The organism is Alcanivorax sp. NBRC 102024 (assembly GCF_001602235.1).
Taxonomy (GTDB): Bacteria; Pseudomonadota; Gammaproteobacteria; order Pseudomonadales; family Alcanivoracaceae; genus Alcanivorax.
Genome location: NZ_BDAS01000001.1, coordinates 646,403 through 661,850, shown reverse-complemented (window position 1 = coordinate 661,850; position 15,448 = coordinate 646,403). Strand labels below are relative to the sequence as shown.

The following is a 15,448-nucleotide window of genomic DNA, read 5'->3' as shown; positions in this document are numbered from 1 at the left end:
TAGCAAAGGAGTTCCAGCGTGCTGGCTTACATGAATGCATGGCTACTTCCTGCCGTTTATACGCTCGGCTGGCTGCTGGTATTGGCACAATCCCGACACCATTGGGCCATCGCCCGTAGCACCGGACGCCTGGGCCTGCTGGCCTGTGTTGGCGGCGCCATCATTGCCGTATTCGGGAGCTTCGAGGGAAACCCTGGCATCGATACGCTCGGGCTGGTCACGGCCACGCTGGTGGCATTGCTGGGCTGGGTCATCATCCATTTCTCGTGCCGCTACCTGACAGGGGAGCGCCAGCAGCAGCGTTTCATCCGTGCCATGTTGTTCACCATCGCCTGTGTCGGTGTGCTGCTGGCTAGCCAGCACCTGCTGGTGATCACCCTGGCCTGGTCCGGCACCAGTATCGGGATGCATTTCCTGCTGACCCATTACCGCGAACGCAAAACGGCCCAGATCGTGGCCCACAAGAAATTCCTGGTCAGCCGTCTTGCCGAACTCTGCCTGTTCGCGGCTCTGGCGCTGATTTATCACGCCAGCGGCACACTGCAGCTCGATGAACTGCGCCAGTTTCTGGCGACACAGGCAGCCCTGCCCCTTTCACTGCAGTTGGCCGCCGTGATGATCGTGCTGGCGGTAATCCTGAAAACCGCACAGCTGCCGCTGCACGGCTGGCTCATCCAGGTCATGGAGGCCCCCACACCGGTCTCCGCCCTGCTGCATGCCGGTATCGTCAATATCGGCGGCTTCATCCTGATCCGCCTGGCGGACCTGCTCAATCAGGCGGCCATCGCACAAGGGATTCTGGTCCTGGCCGGTACTACCACCGCCGTGCTGGCCAGCCTGGTGATGATGACCCGTGTCAGCATCAAGGTGCGGCTGGCCTGGTCGACCTGTGCCCAGATGGGTTTCATGCTGCTGGAAATCGGCCTGGGCCTGTATGAGCTGGCCCTGCTGCATCTGCTGGCCCACTCCCTGTACAAGGCCCATGCCTTTCTCAGCGCCGGCGAAACCGTGGCCATGGTTCGGCAACAGGCGTACTTCACCGCTGGGGCCGACCGTGGCTGGTCCGGTCATTACCTGACCTCCGGCTTGCTCAGTGGTGCCCTGGTTGGCGCATCGCTGTGGGGCTGGCAGAGCGTTTTCCCGGCGCTGTCGGTGCCGGTTGCCGCGCTGGTCATCGTCGCCCTGGGGCTGGGCCCGCTCCTCAGCGGCGAGCAGGGGTGGCGTGCCGGCCTGATGGCCCGCGGCGCCTTCATGGTGCTGTTGCTCACCCAGCTTTACCTGGGCTGGCATGTGCTGTTTGCGGCCATTGCGCCTCACAGCAGTCCGGTCGGTCTGCTGCAAACCGTGGCCATTATCCTGTGCTTCTCCGGCCTTTACGGGCTGCAGTTCTGGCTGCAGAAATACCCCGACGGCAAGCTCGCCACTACCCTCTATCCCTGGGCGTACCACGGTTTTTATCTGGATGAACTCTTCACCCGGGTCACCTTTCAGGTCTGGCCCGTCAAGCTGAAACCGGCCCAGGCCCAGACCCGGGTCCATCGTTTTGCCTCAGACAACGGAGAACCGGCATGAGCACACAGGCCCTGGCAGATCAGGTTCACGATGATGGCCTTGAGGCAGACATCGAGGCCGCCATCCAGACCACCGTATCGCGGATCGCTCCTACCTGGCCGCTGGACCGGATGATCGCCGTGAATCCGTACTGGGGGCACCGGGATCTGTCCTTTATGCAAACCGCCACGCAACTGGCCCGGCTGGCCGGCAGCCCCATGGCCCTGGATGCCAGCGACTATTGGGACGCTTGGCAGGCCGGTGACATTGATGCTGACGCCCTGGCGCAGGCCCGGGATGAACTGGCGCCGGGCGAATCTGTTGAGGCGCTGCTGGACGCCCTGGAGACCCCGGCCGCGCCGCTGACGCCGGCCCCCTTGCTGTCGGATACCCTGGACAAACACAGGGATCTGCAGTCCGAACCGGCCTGGTGTGACACCATCACCCACCAGATCTCCCAGTTCTGTGCCGCCTACTTCGATCACCATCAGTCACAGTGGCGCCCCAGCCAGTCGGCGCCGCTCTACCCGCAGTGGCGCAACTCCGTGGGCACGGATCACGGCATCGCCATGCTGATGAAGGCGCCGCAACTGTCGGCAAGGGCCAGCCAGCTGGCCACACAACCCCGGGAGCAAATTCGTCAGGCCATCCGGCAGTTGGGGATTCCCCGCGAGGATATCTGCCACTACCTGCAGGCCGTGCTGGCGCGGATCAGCGGTTGGGCCGCCTGGTGCGCCTACCGGAATTGGGAGGCGCAACTGGCCGGCGAGGAAGACGACACCCTGATCCATCTCCTCGCCATCCGGCTCAGCTGGGAGTGCCTGATCGATGGGGGCAGCCGCGCCCCGGACGCCCCGTGGACACAGTGGCAAGGCGCCTGGTCTGCCCATCTGCGCCAGGTAGACACGATCCCCGCCACACTGATCTGGCAACGGGCCCAGGAAATCCATTACCAGCGCTCCCTGATTCGCAATCTGACCGCGCACCATGGCAACACGGACCCTGCCCTGCCCCAGGTGCAGGCGGCCTTCTGCATTGATGTGCGCTCGGAAGTGTTACGGCGTCACCTGGAAGCCCAGTCCCCGCATATTCACACCCTGGGTTTTGCCGGCTTTTTCGGCCTGCCCATCCGCTATGAGCCTCTGGGTACTGATCTGCAGCGGCCCCAGTTACCCGGCTTGCTGAGCCCGGCCATGACCGTCACCGACACCAGCGGCAGCGACAGCCGGGACCAGGCCATCACCCGCAAGCGGCAATCCCACCTGCGCAACCACCACAGCTGGAGCCGCTTCAAGGCCATGCCCCTGTCCGGCTTTGTGCTGGTGGAATCGCTGGGGCTGGGCTACCTGTTCAAGCTGATCAAGCAGACCCTGCCCAGCCAGGCCCCCTTGGTGGCGGAGACCCGGAACGGTCTGTCCAGCAAGGACGCTGATGCACTCAGCCCCCGGCTGGACAGCGCCACCGCGGGCGATACGCAGCAGCAGGCCGAACTCGCTTGCCGGATCCTCACCGGCATGGGGCTGACCTACGGCTTTGCCCCCCTGGTGCTGCTGCTCGGCCATGGCAGCCAGACCCGCAACAACCCGCATCAGGCGGCACTGGATTGCGGCGCCTGCTGTGGGCAAAGCGGCGATGTGAATGCGCGGACATTGGCCAACCTGCTCAACGATCCGGCCGTGCGGGAACGGATGCAGGATGCGGGCATTGCGATTCCCGACAGCACCCATTTCCTGGCCGGCCTGCACAACACCCTCACCGAGGAAGTCACCCTGTTTGATCTGGCCCGGCTACCGGAAAGCCACCGCGACGCTCTGGCGTCCATCCAGCAGCACCTGCGCCGGGCACAATGCGGCGCCAGTGCCGAAAAGGCCACGAGACTGGGCCTGGCCCACCTGCAGGACAAGCCCGATGCCCTGTCCCGGGCACTGCGTCACAGGGCCAATGACTGGTCGCAGACCCGGCCGGAGTGGGCCCTGGCCAACAACGCCGCCATGATGATCGCACCACGGTCACGGACACGGGGCCTGGACCTGCAGGGTCGCAGTTTTCTGCATGACTACGATTACCGCAGTGATCCAGACGGAGAACGGCTTGAGCAGATCATGACCGCCCCCATGGTGGTGGCGAACTGGATCAACATGCAGTACTTCGCCTCCACCGTCGACAACCTGCGCTTCGGCAGCGGTAACAAGACCCTGCACAACGTGGTGGGCGGGAAACTGGGCGTCTTTGAAGGCAACGGCGGCGACCTGCGCATCGGCCTGCCGATCCAGTCCGTGCATGACGGCGAACACTGGCAGCACACCCCTGTGCGGCTGAGCGTGTTCATCGAGGCCCCCCGGGAAATGATTGCCCAGGTGATCGAGAAACACGAAGTCGTGCGCCAGCTGGTCAACCACCAATGGCTCTATCTGTTCCGCGTCCAGGGTGAACAGGTAGAGGAGTACCAACAGAACCGCTGGATAGCCTGGTAATCCCGGCTATCCAGCGTAACGCGATCATTCAATGCCTTGACCAACGGGAGAGAGAATCATGTCGAGCCACACCCCACAGTCCAGTCATAAACTCATCAGCGGCGAGTTCTCCGCCGATGATGCCAAGACCATCCTGATGGCGTTGATAAACAACAAAATCCAGTTTCATCAACTGGAGAGATGGAGCGGAAACGAACGCCTGGGCGCTGATAATCCCGTGGTTTCCAGGCGCATTGAGGAGTTGATGCAGACCAAGGAAGCGCTGGCCGCCCTGATCGAAGAATCCGAAGCCAAGGGCGCACGGCTTGCCATCCATTGCAGCATCGACATCACAATGCTGGAGAATGCCGCAGCCTCATGATGCCTGCCTTGTCAGGCAAGAACGGTGCCCCAACAGGGGCACCGTGTTAAGTGAGACAGCCGGCCAGCCGCCCTACTTTTCCGTTTTTCCCTCATCATCCTCCGGCGGATGGAGCAGGTCATCGTGCTCCCCCATTTCCCAGGGCAACTTGCCGGGGGTGAGATCCAGGAAGTGCAGGTAGTTTTCGAACTGGTCCAGGATGTCGCGAATGATGTCATCCTCGTCATAGCCGAACACATCATAGGAGCGACCGCCTCGACGCAGGAATACCTCTGCCCGGTAGTAGTTTTCCTCTTTCATCACCGTGGACGCGCCACCGGCGGTCACGAAGCCGGGCACCGGCTGGCTGACCAGGCGGATGTCATAGACAAAGCCCACATGACCTTCACGGTTTACCTGCAGTTCCGCGCGAATCAGGTTGTCATCAAACAGCACCCGGGCATCCCAACCCGCTTCTTTCATTTCCTTGACCACCTTTTCCATGCTTTGCATGGCTTTACCGCGAATGAAACCTTCCACATTGTCGCGGCCAGGGAAGTCCATCATGCCTTTCAGACGATGGCGCCACTGGGAACCGGTCAGGTGACGGCGCGTGGCCATGTGCATTTGCAAGCTGGTTTCGCGATGCCCTTCAATTACCAGCGCCCGCCACATGCCCACGGCAGCCAGGATAATGATGATGGCAAAGGGCAAGGCGCTGGCAATGGTCATGGTCTGCAACGCCTGCAAACCACCAGCCAGCAACAACACCGACGCAATGGTCCCTTCCAGCACCGCCCAGAAGACCCGCTGCCAGGCCGGGGTATTGAGCACGCCACCGGAGGCCAGGGAATCCACCACCAGCGAACCGGAGTCGGATGACGTCACGAAGAAGGTGACAATCAACAGGACCGCCAGGAAGGAAATCAAGGTGGACAGCGGCAACTCATCAAACAGCTTGAACAGCGCCACCGCCTTGTCGGTCTGCACATCGCCGACCAGGGTAGTCACCCCTTCATTCATGATCATGTTCAACGCCGTATCCCCGAACACGGAGAACCACAGGAAGGTAAACAGGGACGGCACCAGCATCACCCCCACCACAAACTCGCGGATGGTGCGGCCACGGCTGATCTTGGCAATAAACAGCCCCACAAAAGGCGCCCAGGCGATGGTCCAGCCGAAGATAAACAGGGTCCAGTTACCGATCCAGTCGCTGTGGGTGTAGGCCTGCAGGTTGAAGGTCCGCTCGACAATGCCACTCAGGTAGCTGCCGGTGTTCTGCAGGAAACTTTCCAGAATATGAATCGTCGGGCCCACCACGAAGACAAAAGCCATCAACGCCACGGCCAGGACCATATTCAGAATGGACAGGCGCTTCACGCCCTTGTCCATGCCCGCCACCACAGAGACAGTGGCCAGGGCGGTGACAATGGCAATCGCCGTGATCTGCACCCAGGTGGCCACCGGCACACCCCACAGATAATTCAGCCCCGCATTGATCTGCGCCGCGGACAAACCCAGGGTAGTCGCGATACCGAACATAGTGCCGAGAATCGCGAACACATCGATGGCATGGCCGATAGGTCCGTAAATACGTTCCCCAATGAGCGGGTAGAACGCCGAGCGCATGGACAGGGGCAAACCATGACGAAACGCGAAGTACGCCATCACCAGGCCCACCAGGCCGTAAATCGCCCAGATATGAAACCCCCAGTGGAAGAAGGCAATCTGCATGGCCTGCTTGGCCGCATCCACGGTCTGCGCAGCACCCGCCGGCGGCTCCGCATAATGCAGCACCGGCTCTGCCACCCCGAAGAACAGCAGCGCAATGCCATAGCCTGCCGAGAACAACATGGCGAACCATTCCGGGAACGAATACTCCGCTTCACCGTGATCTGGTCCCAGTTTGATATTGCCCCAGCGGGTCATGGCCACGCCGACAATAAAAATCAGAAACAGCGCCACCGCCAACATATAGAACCAGCCGAAATTGGCGGTAATCCACGCTTGCGCCGCGCTAAAGGCCTCACCTGCCCGTTCCGGGTCACTGATGGTTCCCACAATGAGAAGAAAGGACACCACAACGGCGGGAATGAAAACCGGAAACAGAATGGTAGAGGAACGTAGCGTGCTTTTGTCCGTCATAATACTCATCCTTGATGACAGGGTTAGCCACAGAAAGACCGGCAAGGCCCCTCCAAAAAAAGTAACCGCCCAATGCTAACAAAAATGAACGCCAGTAATTTTTAAATCCTGTTAGCACTGCCCCGGACCAGGAATGGCATTCATGAAATTTTCACATTGCCGACGGTTGCACTGATAACAACGTACCAGAAAAGGCAGGGAGGACAACAGCAAGTCGAGCTCAATCCGGCATCTTCACCGGCGAAGCCATGCGGCATCCAGACAGAAACTTCCGCGTCAAAAGCGAAGCGCAGGACAGACGAAGTCTGATCCGGAAAGGTGAGCGCAGGAAATGACCGCGGTATGGAGTGAGTTTTTCAGTAGCATCGAGGCTGTTGTTTATCAGGGCCAAGGCAGAGGAAAAAGGTGGACACCCAGGCAGTAACGGGCCCCAAAAAACCGTTATTTTTCGATCTTGAGTGTGGCCGCAATTTCGTCCATTTTTTCTCTTGATGGAACGGGCAGATTCTTGAAACCAAACCTTACTTCGCCTTCTTTGACATAGGCCATTTTTCTGAATACGACATCGTAAGGGTGGTTTTGCGGGAAAACATTGAAATGGGCGTGCGCAACCCCATAGCCGTGAACCCCCATGCCAACACGACCAGGACTGTACATACTCATTATCTTTTTACCGATCTCAAAGCCAACACCCATAACATGATTTGCAAGATCTTTGGGTAAGTCGGTGAAGTGGTCAATGTGCTCCTTTGGGAACACTACCGCCGATTCGGGATAGGGTGCATGCAAAGGCACTATCGCTAAACAGACATCATCTTCGTAGATAACGCTGGCCTCAAGATTACCTTCGATTATTTGGCAAAATGGGCAGTGGCTCATTTGACCACCTCAGAGAAATATAACGCTTGCAGCAAGCGCGCCCACGGAATGGAGCCGAAGGCACAATGTAATGGGCTTCGCTGTGCCTGCACGGGTTATGTTCTGACGCTACGCAGGAAATCCAAATAGAACGACTCATGCTTTCCATTGTGATTTTCCTTCCCGGGCTTTGTAAGAATACCTTTCGGAGGGATGTGGCTTTTGATGCACTTCTCAGGCGTTTGACTCCAGCGAATATTGACTGCGGCAAGCTTGGGGAAGAAATACATTGATGAGTATGCAGGAACATTGTCATGAATCCACCACGCAAGTGCCTGCCAATCACCTGTTTTCTCGTAGTAGTCAACAAACGAATTCACCACGATACAAGCCGTCGCGCCAATCTCCCCATTCTTATCCTTATAATCCCAAATATGGTGAGCATAATTCGATTCATTGCTTGAGCAATTGTATTGATTTTTGTTCTCTGCACCTTTTGCATTGACAGCTGGAGAGCGATATCCAGACCTGATTGAAATGCGCCCCAAAGCATCCTGAATGGGCTCGAGAACGTTTAGGCACAGGCCACGCCCCGCCTCAATTGCTATTTCAGGATATTCTGGAACGTTTGGAATGCATTCGATTTGGGATATTTCCGAGTACAAGAAATCCCTCATGAAAAATGAATCAGACAAACGCACTCGACCCAGATCTTCAAGCGCCTTAACGGATTGAGGTGATCGCAAACTTCGCTCCCTGAAACATAACGTCTAGCGCAGCGGCGCGAGGAACGAGCGTCCGGCCCCGAAGGGGCTTTACTGGCGCAACTTGTTATGTGAATTATAGCTTTCACAAAAATCTCTATCTCGCTCAATAACTTCATAATCCATTCGTGAGTGCTTTGCCGCCATATTCTCTGCCCATTTAGTTCTTTTCTTATCAATACAAGGAGCGGTATAAACCACCCACTTACCTACAGGCAAAGACTGCGCTTCTTGAGTTAAACCTGGCAGATACTCACTACGGTTCCCGTTTAAGACATAAGCCCATGGAGTTACTTCAATGATTGCGACTGGTTTGCTCTCTGAATGTATGAGAGGGCTAGCAACCATGAGCAAGATAAAGCAATAACGATTCATGGCTATCACCATCTACATAACGCCCAAGTAACCCGATGCTGGAACGCAGCGAAGCGTAGTGCAAGCAGTCCGGAGTTAGGCGCGTAGTTCTCTTTCTTGTTATGTGTTTGACTCATGTGCCAGTACCTAAACCCACAATACCCAGCACAACCCAACCCACAATGCTGCAAACGGCTGCAGCCTGGCCTAATAGATTACTTCGGAACTTGACCCCCAGCAGGAAGCCTGCCAAGCATGAGGCAAGCCCCAAAATATAGACAGCCTTCAAGACCACAGGGAATGGATAAAGCACACCCATGTATGGCCCAATCGTGGCACCAAGGAAAACCAACACAACCCCCCAAGGCGTGCCCAGCTTCAAATATGAGACCGCCATTACCATTAGAAAAAGAGCTACTAATGTCCCAAGTATTCGTAGAGCCGGTTTATTCATGGCAATACACATAACGCTTAGATCACGCGCTTGTCGCCGTGCATCTTCTTATTATTAGCACCCGACTTGCTGATCATGAAAACACCAATTGCAGTGACGAACATACCTAGCTTCGAAAGATGCGCAGAGAACTTAAACCAAAACGGCAAACACTCGTAATGAGACTTTCCTGTCGCCCAACAAGCACCTAAATCGCTCGGCATATTTGGTGCCACGTATCCATACTGCCCCATTAAAACGAAACCAACCAAGAGAAGCGTACCCACAGCAACTCTCCCGGTAGCTATCAACCAAACCGTGCTCGCAACGATGGCTGCCTGGCCAGCGTAGACAAGATAAATTTCAACCTGCTCCATCCCCACCCCATAAGCTCATAGCGTCTTGCGCAGCGGCGCAAGGGACGAGCGTCCGGCCCCGAAGGGGCGAACTGCCGCTACTTGTTATGTTTTTTTAGCTTGTTTAATAGAAACAAACTCACGATTGCACTTAAAAAAAAGGCCACGAACATTGCTGCCGACTTCTTTACATACAAAAGTGGCTGAGCTCTCAGCATATACACAACCTTCTCGATACCACCGATTTCACGCAAGCCGCCAGGAGCCGAATTAAATTCCATAGCTTCATCCTCGCTAAGCGAGCGATATTGCTCCAGAGGCATATTCGGAACTAGCACGGTATCAGAATAAACCGGAGCGAAGCTAAACAGAATAGCTGACGGGAAAGCTAGAATTAGAGCCACGACCGCAGAAACAGCAATATCAGTTACTTTCAAACTCCCTCCAAACATAACGCCAAACTCAGCGGACTAATTGAGTGCAGCGAAATTTGATCCGCTGCAGTTTCTTGTTAAGTGCCCACATACCAAGACAAAACGGCCTTATCGCCCTCTATTTCCACCAGTTCCAGTGCCCTGCTACTTACCAAACACGGGTCATCGGGATTCAGGACTCTGAAACCCTGTCCCATCCAGCCCAGCAGCATGAAAACCTGAGACCTCAAATACTCAAGCGCTTCATAATGCTTTTTCTTGGCCGGAATATAGCCAGACTCAAACATCCCCTTACCCTCATACTCTCCAATAATGCTAAATACTGGGCATCCATTCATATAAGGGTCTTGATAGTCAGAGTCCGCTCGGAACTGAGGCTTAACCACGAGCAAGTAGCGGCCATCTTCATAGGTGGAAAATTGAAGGATTTTAATTGGCTGATGGGAGCCCCCGGCATTCACGGCACCGCAGATTGCTATTAACACCACTACCTGGATGATTTTCATATCACTTAACGCTTTACTCAGCCGGCGCGTCAGCGGTCGGCTGCAGTTTCTTGTTATATGCTGCGCAGGCGTACTGGGACCGGATATAGCTGCCCAGTTCGGCTGCAGCAGCCTCTGATGTAACTTTCTGCCCTGAGAAGGCTCTGTTTAAGGCCCCAATAAGCTCCTTGCTCTTCACATAGAGTTGCCCTTTAAGGCAGCCCGCGCCTCGCAGTATTTCGGTGGTGCTATAGGAAAATCCTGATACCCACAACATCGCTTCTTTCTTCGTACCGCCTTCAAGGTCGAACTCAATAAGGTCCGGGCCCCAGGCGCCTGAAGAAATCGCCGACGAAGAAAGCAGTCCCAACAATACTATGAAAATCAGTTTTGTCTTCATGGCATATAACGCCTAGATCACGCGCTTGTCGCCGTGCATCTTCTTGTTAGAGTTTTTAGCATTGAATGCATCCACTATCTCCTGCGCCAGAGGTTTGTAACCTGACAGAAAACCCTCAATCTGAATCTTTCTTTCAGCACTATATACCTCAGTACCGCTTCCAGGAGTCCAACGGCTACCCCTCGTTTCCAAATCAGACCTTACTCCTACCACATCATCTAAATATATTCGTTTTATTCCATTGAATGGGCCAACTGCCTCAATCACATCACCTTTCAACGTCACGCGCCTAAACCAAAAATAGATAGCAGGAACCAAAGCAAGAACAGCACCTACCCCCAGCATTGCGGCTTTACTTAATGCATCAACATGCGAATATGTAAAAAGCGCGCTATACATCGAATAGACAAACAGGGAAAGAAGGGTAGGAGAAAGCCAGCGGGGGCCTCGAAAGAAAGCAAAAAAATTGCCCTCTGAATCTCTCTCTTCATGGCGTCGATAATAAAAAAGAGCCACATAAGCACCCGCAATCACACCCCAAAGTATTTCTTCAGCACTCATATTTACAACTCTAACAGCGTATTCAATTGCAGATGCGATATATCACTTTGCAATATATCCCCGGGTCCATTCTTCCCTGAATCTACTCGAAAAACCAAGGCAGCCAATGTTTTAGCCGCAAGCCAGGAATCATTCTCAGCAGCCTTTTCTTGCACTTGCGTGTTGAACGGGAAATTTTATTCGGACTTTTCTTGCATCGACAAATCTTAAAATTCACTTTATCTCAGCAACTTACAAAAATCTGTAAGCCATATCCTACATATTCAACTTGCGTGCTGTTGAAAAACGGGAGCCCATATAAAATACTGTTCAAAAAGACAGCAATGGAGAAAGCATGGACGCACCTCCTGATATCCCCAGGCCACTGCCAGGGAAGCCAGTCCGGTTGCTTGATCAGTTCCGGTTTTATCTCCGGCAAAACAACTACCGCTATGCTACAGAGAAGACCTATATGCATTGGGTGGTTCAATACATCCGTTTTCATGGCAAACGACACCCTGATGAAATGGGTCCTGCCGAAGTGGAAGCCTTTCTTAATCACCTGTCCGTGACACGCAGCTGCACAGACAGCACTCAACGGGTAGCTCTGAACAGCCTCGCCTGCTTCTACAACAAGTTCCGCAAACGGGAGCTAGGCACGCTCAATCTGCGCTTCGGCAGACGCTTTAAGCGGCCGCCTGCTGTTTTCTCTCACGATGAAGCGTTAGCCATCATTGAGCAGCTTGATGACCCGGTCAGGCTGATTAGCCAACTGATGTATGGCAGCGGCTTGCGGATCAGCGAGGTATTACGGCTCAGAGTCAAAGACCTGGATTTTTCCATGCAACAGCTGATTGTTCGGGAAGGGAAAGGCAAGCGCGACAGGGTAACCGTGCTTCCCCGTGGTCTTGAGGGCAGACTCAACCGGCAGATCGCTCTTGCTGCCAGCCTGCACGATCAGGATCGGGCCAATGGTGTTGGCCCCGTCTGGATGCCCTATGCCCTTGGCCGCAAGTTCCCCAACGCCGGGTACAGCCTAAAGTGGCAATTCATCTTTCCTGGTGACAAGCCCGCGATTGATCCGCAGACCGGCATCATTCGCCGTCACCATATTCACCCGGATCGCGTGCGCCGGGCGGTGCGAGCTGCCATGGAGGCGACCAGGATTCACAAGCATGCCGGGCCACATACGTTTCGACACTCCTTTGCGACACGCATGCTTGAGCAGGGCTATGACATCTGCACAGTGCAGGAGCTGCTGGGGCACAGCGATGTGTCGACCACCGAGCGGTATCTGCATGTGATGAATCGGGGTGGGCTGGGTGTGATCAGTCCGTTGGATCGGGGGTGAGAGGGGAATAAAAAAGAACCCGGCATTCGCCGGGTTCTTGTTCGCCATGCGAGCATGGCTCCTACGGTTGTTGTGACCCGATATCAGTCTGTCCAGGTCAGGTCCAGTTCTCTGGCTGCCTTTACGTCATCCAGACGACGCACCGGCTGGGTGAAGGGGGCTTCCTTGACCCTATCCGGTTCGGTGCGCGCTTCTTCGAGGATGGCGGCCATGGCATCCACGAACGCGTCCAGGGCTTCCTTGCTTTCGGTTTCGGTGGGCTCGATCAGGAAGCACTCCGGCACCAGCAGCGGGAAGTAGGTGGTCGGCGCGTGCTGATTGTAGTCCAGCAGACGCTTGGCGATATCCATGGCGGTGACACCCAGCTCTTTCGCTTCTTTGGCAAAAGTGAGAATGAACTCGTGGCTGGCGCGGCGATCCGGGTAGGCGGCGGTGCAGCCCACGGCTTCCAGTCGCTTGAGCAGGTAGTTGGCGGCCAGGGTGGAGAATTCGCCCACGCGGATCATGCCTTCGCGACCCAGGGAGCGGGCGTAGAAGTAGGCGCGCAGCAGCACACCGGCGTTGCCCATGAAGGCACTCAGGTGGCCGATGCTGGTATCCAGGGTATCGGTGTCGATCCAGTGGTAGCTGCCGTCATCGCGCTGGCCCGCCATGGGGGTGGGCAGGTAGGGCAGCAGGCGCTCAGACACGCCCACCGGGCCGGCACCGGGACCGCCCCCACCGTGGGGAGTGGCGAAGGTCTTGTGCAGGTTCATGTGGATCACGTCGAAACCCATGTCACCGGGACGTACCTTGCCCAGGATGGCGTTCAGGTTGGCGCCATCGTAGTAGAGCAGACCGCCGGCTTCGTGGACGGCTTTGGAGATGGCTTCGATCTGCCGCTCGAATACGCCGCAGGTGCTGGGGTTGGTCATCATCAGACCGGCAGTCTGCGGACCGCAGGCGGCTTTCAACGCTTCCAGGTCCACGTCGCCATCTTTGCCGACGGGCACTTCGCGCACCTTGTAGCCACACATGACCGCGGTGGCCGGGTTGGTGCCGTGGGCGGCTTCCGGGATCAGGATCTCGGTACGGCCTTCATCACCGCGAGCATCGTGGTAGGCGCGGATCATGGCCACGCCGGCGAATTCGCCCTGGGCGCCGGCCATGGGGGCGAGAGACACGCCCTTCATGCCGGTCACTTCCTTGAGGAAGTTCTGCAGCTCGAACATGCAGCTGAGGAAACCCTGGCTGTGGCTTTCCGGCGCCAGCGGGTGACGGTTGAGGAAGCCCGGCAGCATGGCGGCACGGTTGGCACCGCGGGGGTTGTACTTCATGGTGCAGGAGCCCAGCGGATAGAACTGCTTGTCGATGGCGAAGTTCTTGCTGGACAGGTTGGTGTAGTGACGCACCACCTGCATTTCCGACACTTCCGGCAGGCCCGGCTTCTGCTTGCGACGCAGGTGCGCGGGAATCGCCGACAGCTTATCGTCGCTGAGGGCTTTGGGCGCCTGGGAGGTGGCACTACGACCCGGGTGAGACAGTTGGAAAATCAGTTGTGTCTCGCTCATGCCAGCACCTCCTTAAGAGCAACGGCAAACAAATCAAGATCGCCTTCACTATGGACTTCGGTGGCGTTCACCAGGATGGCGTTACTCATGCCATAGTCTTTCGCCAGGCTGACGCCACCCAGCACGTCCTTCTCGGCCAGGGCCGCCAGCACTTCGTCCGCCGGTTTCGGCAGGGTGAGCACCACTTCGTGGAAGGTGGGCGCAGTAAAGGCGCGTTCCACACCGTCGATGGCGGTGAGCTTGTCGGCCAGCGCCTGGGTATTGGCGTGGCAGTGGGCGGCCACGTTAGTGAGGCCGTCCGGTCCCAGCAGAGAGGTGTAGATTGTAGCGGCGGTCATGGCCAGGCCCTGGTTGGTACAGATGTTACTGGTGGCCTTGGAACGGCGGATGTGCTGTTCGCGGGCCTGCAGGGTCAGGGTAAAGCCCTGCTTGCCTTCCATGTCCACGGTGCGGCCGATGATGCGGCCCGGCATCTGGCGCACGTGCTTCTGTTTGCAGCACATGAAGCCGAAGTAGGGACCACCGGAGGACAGCGGCACGCCCAGGGGCTGGCCTTCGCCAACCACGATATCGGCACCCTGCTCGCCCCATTCGCCGGGCGGAGTTATCAACGCCATGGCAGTGGGATTCACCACCGCGATCACCAGCATGCCGTTGGCATGGGCCCAGTCGGTGAGTGCATCCACCTCTTCCAGGCTGCCGAAATAGTTGGGCTGACTGATCACCAGTGCGGCAAAGTCTTCGCCTTCGTGGGGCTTGAGGGCGTCGATCAGGGTCTGCCCTTTTTCCTGGCAGAAGGGCACGGTTTCCAGGGCCACATCCTGGTTTTCCACGATGGCCTTGGTGGCGCTGGTGTAGCGCGGGTTCAGGGCCGCCGGCACCAGCACCTTGCGGGACTTGCTCTTGCGGTTGGCGCGCAGGCTCATCAGCACCGCTTCAGCCAGGCCGGAGGCGCCGTCGTAGACGGAGGCGTTACTCACGTCCATGGCGGTGAGCCGGGTCATCAGGGTCTGGAATTCATAGATCACCTGCAGGGTGCCCTGGCTCGCTTCCGCCTGGTAAGGCGTGTAGGCGGTGTAGAACTCACCGCGAGTAGCAATCTCCCATACCGCCGCCGGGATGTGGTGCTGGTAGGCACCGGCACCGATAAAACTCACCGCACCGGCGTCCATGGCCGCGCGCTCGTTCATCAGCCGGGTCACTTCCATTTCACTGAGGCCATCGGGCAGAGCGTCGAGCTTGCCGGCGGCTTTCAGGTGCGCGGGGATTTCATCGAACAGGTCTTCGATGCTGTCGGCGCCGATGGCGTCGAGCATGGCGCGCACGTCATCGGGGGTATGGGGGATATACGGCATTGGGGTACCTGGATAGGTTGGGTGTTGGCTTTGAGTCCACAGCGCTTAACTGGCG

Annotated in this window: 15 protein-coding genes; 4 read left to right on the top strand and 11 right to left on the bottom strand. The window is 56.9% G+C overall.

The window, feature by feature from the left end:
* Positions 1 to 18: 18 nt before the first annotated feature.
* Genes A0251_RS03135 through A0251_RS03125 form a run of 3 tightly spaced genes read left to right on the top strand, consistent with a single transcriptional unit; the run spans position 19 to position 4,386 of the window.
* Positions 19 to 1,572 carry an NADH-quinone oxidoreductase subunit L gene (locus A0251_RS03135; protein WP_231874142.1) on the top strand — a complete coding sequence of 518 codons (1,554 nt, stop codon included), beginning with the start codon at positions 19 to 21 and terminating at the stop codon, positions 1,570 to 1,572.
* Positions 1,569 to 4,025 carry a YbcC family protein gene (locus A0251_RS03130; protein ID WP_062815354.1) on the top strand — a complete coding sequence of 819 codons (2,457 nt, stop codon included), beginning with the start codon at positions 1,569 to 1,571 and terminating at the stop codon, positions 4,023 to 4,025. Before A0251_RS03135 ends, A0251_RS03130 begins: the two co-directional genes overlap by 4 nt.
* Positions 4,026 to 4,083: 58 nt before the next feature.
* The gene (locus A0251_RS03125) at positions 4,084 to 4,386 is read left to right on the top strand and encodes a hypothetical protein (protein ID WP_062815353.1); all 303 of its coding nucleotides are present in this window, start codon (positions 4,084 to 4,086) and stop codon (positions 4,384 to 4,386) included.
* A 72-nt stretch (positions 4,387 to 4,458) separates the two neighbouring features.
* On the opposite strand, the gene A0251_RS03120 is transcribed toward A0251_RS03125, so the two are convergent.
* The 9 genes from A0251_RS03120 to A0251_RS03080 form a co-directional block, all read right to left on the bottom strand.
* Positions 4,459 to 6,513 (bottom strand): BCCT family transporter, encoded by a 2,055-nt coding sequence (locus A0251_RS03120; protein ID WP_062815352.1) that lies wholly within the window; start codon positions 6,511 to 6,513, stop codon positions 4,459 to 4,461.
* A 441-nt stretch (positions 6,514 to 6,954) separates the two neighbouring features.
* Positions 6,955 to 7,392 carry an HIT family protein gene (locus tag A0251_RS03115; protein ID WP_062815351.1) on the bottom strand — a complete coding sequence of 146 codons (438 nt, stop codon included), beginning with the start codon at positions 7,390 to 7,392 and terminating at the stop codon, positions 6,955 to 6,957.
* 95 nt (positions 7,393 to 7,487) lie between these two features.
* Positions 7,488 to 8,117, bottom strand: a complete 630-nt coding sequence (locus A0251_RS03110; RefSeq protein ID WP_062815350.1) for a peptidase M15 — start codon at positions 8,115 to 8,117, stop codon at positions 7,488 to 7,490.
* A 69-nt stretch (positions 8,118 to 8,186) separates the two neighbouring features.
* Positions 8,187 to 8,510 (bottom strand): hypothetical protein, encoded by a 324-nt coding sequence (locus A0251_RS17345; protein ID WP_156478224.1) that lies wholly within the window; start codon positions 8,508 to 8,510, stop codon positions 8,187 to 8,189.
* Positions 8,511 to 8,960: 450 nt separating this feature from the next.
* Positions 8,961 to 9,299, bottom strand: coding sequence for a hypothetical protein (locus tag A0251_RS03100; RefSeq protein WP_062815348.1), 339 nt, complete (start codon positions 9,297 to 9,299; stop codon positions 8,961 to 8,963).
* Between the two features lie 77 nt (positions 9,300 to 9,376).
* A complete protein-coding gene (locus A0251_RS03095) occupies positions 9,377 to 9,715 on the bottom strand; it encodes a hypothetical protein (protein ID WP_156478223.1) in 339 nt (112 codons plus the stop codon).
* 74 nt (positions 9,716 to 9,789) lie between these two features.
* A complete protein-coding gene (locus tag A0251_RS03090; RefSeq protein WP_062815346.1) occupies positions 9,790 to 10,218 on the bottom strand; it encodes a hypothetical protein in 429 nt (142 codons plus the stop codon).
* Positions 10,219 to 10,231: 13 nt separating this feature from the next.
* Positions 10,232 to 10,597 (bottom strand): hypothetical protein, encoded by a 366-nt coding sequence (locus A0251_RS03085; RefSeq protein ID WP_062815345.1) that lies wholly within the window; start codon positions 10,595 to 10,597, stop codon positions 10,232 to 10,234.
* Between the two features lie 12 nt (positions 10,598 to 10,609).
* Positions 10,610 to 11,158 (bottom strand): hypothetical protein, encoded by a 549-nt coding sequence (locus A0251_RS03080; protein WP_062815344.1) that lies wholly within the window; start codon positions 11,156 to 11,158, stop codon positions 10,610 to 10,612.
* Between the two features lie 334 nt (positions 11,159 to 11,492).
* Between A0251_RS03080 and A0251_RS03075 the strand changes: the two genes are divergently transcribed.
* On the top strand, positions 11,493 to 12,488 hold the full coding sequence (locus tag A0251_RS03075) for an integron integrase (protein WP_062815343.1): 996 nt from the start codon (positions 11,493 to 11,495) through the stop codon (positions 12,486 to 12,488).
* A gap of 83 nt (positions 12,489 to 12,571) precedes the next feature.
* On the opposite strand, the gene gcvPB is transcribed toward A0251_RS03075, so the two are convergent.
* Together gcvPB and gcvPA are read right to left on the bottom strand one after the other, a co-directional pair.
* The gene (gcvPB, locus tag A0251_RS03070; RefSeq protein WP_062815342.1) at positions 12,572 to 14,038 is read right to left on the bottom strand and encodes an aminomethyl-transferring glycine dehydrogenase subunit GcvPB; all 1,467 of its coding nucleotides are present in this window, start codon (positions 14,036 to 14,038) and stop codon (positions 12,572 to 12,574) included.
* Positions 14,035 to 15,393 carry an aminomethyl-transferring glycine dehydrogenase subunit GcvPA gene (gene gcvPA, locus A0251_RS03065; protein ID WP_062815341.1) on the bottom strand — a complete coding sequence of 453 codons (1,359 nt, stop codon included), beginning with the start codon at positions 15,391 to 15,393 and terminating at the stop codon, positions 14,035 to 14,037. Before gcvPA ends, gcvPB begins: the two co-directional genes overlap by 4 nt.
* Positions 15,394 to 15,448: the final 55 nt, after the last annotated feature.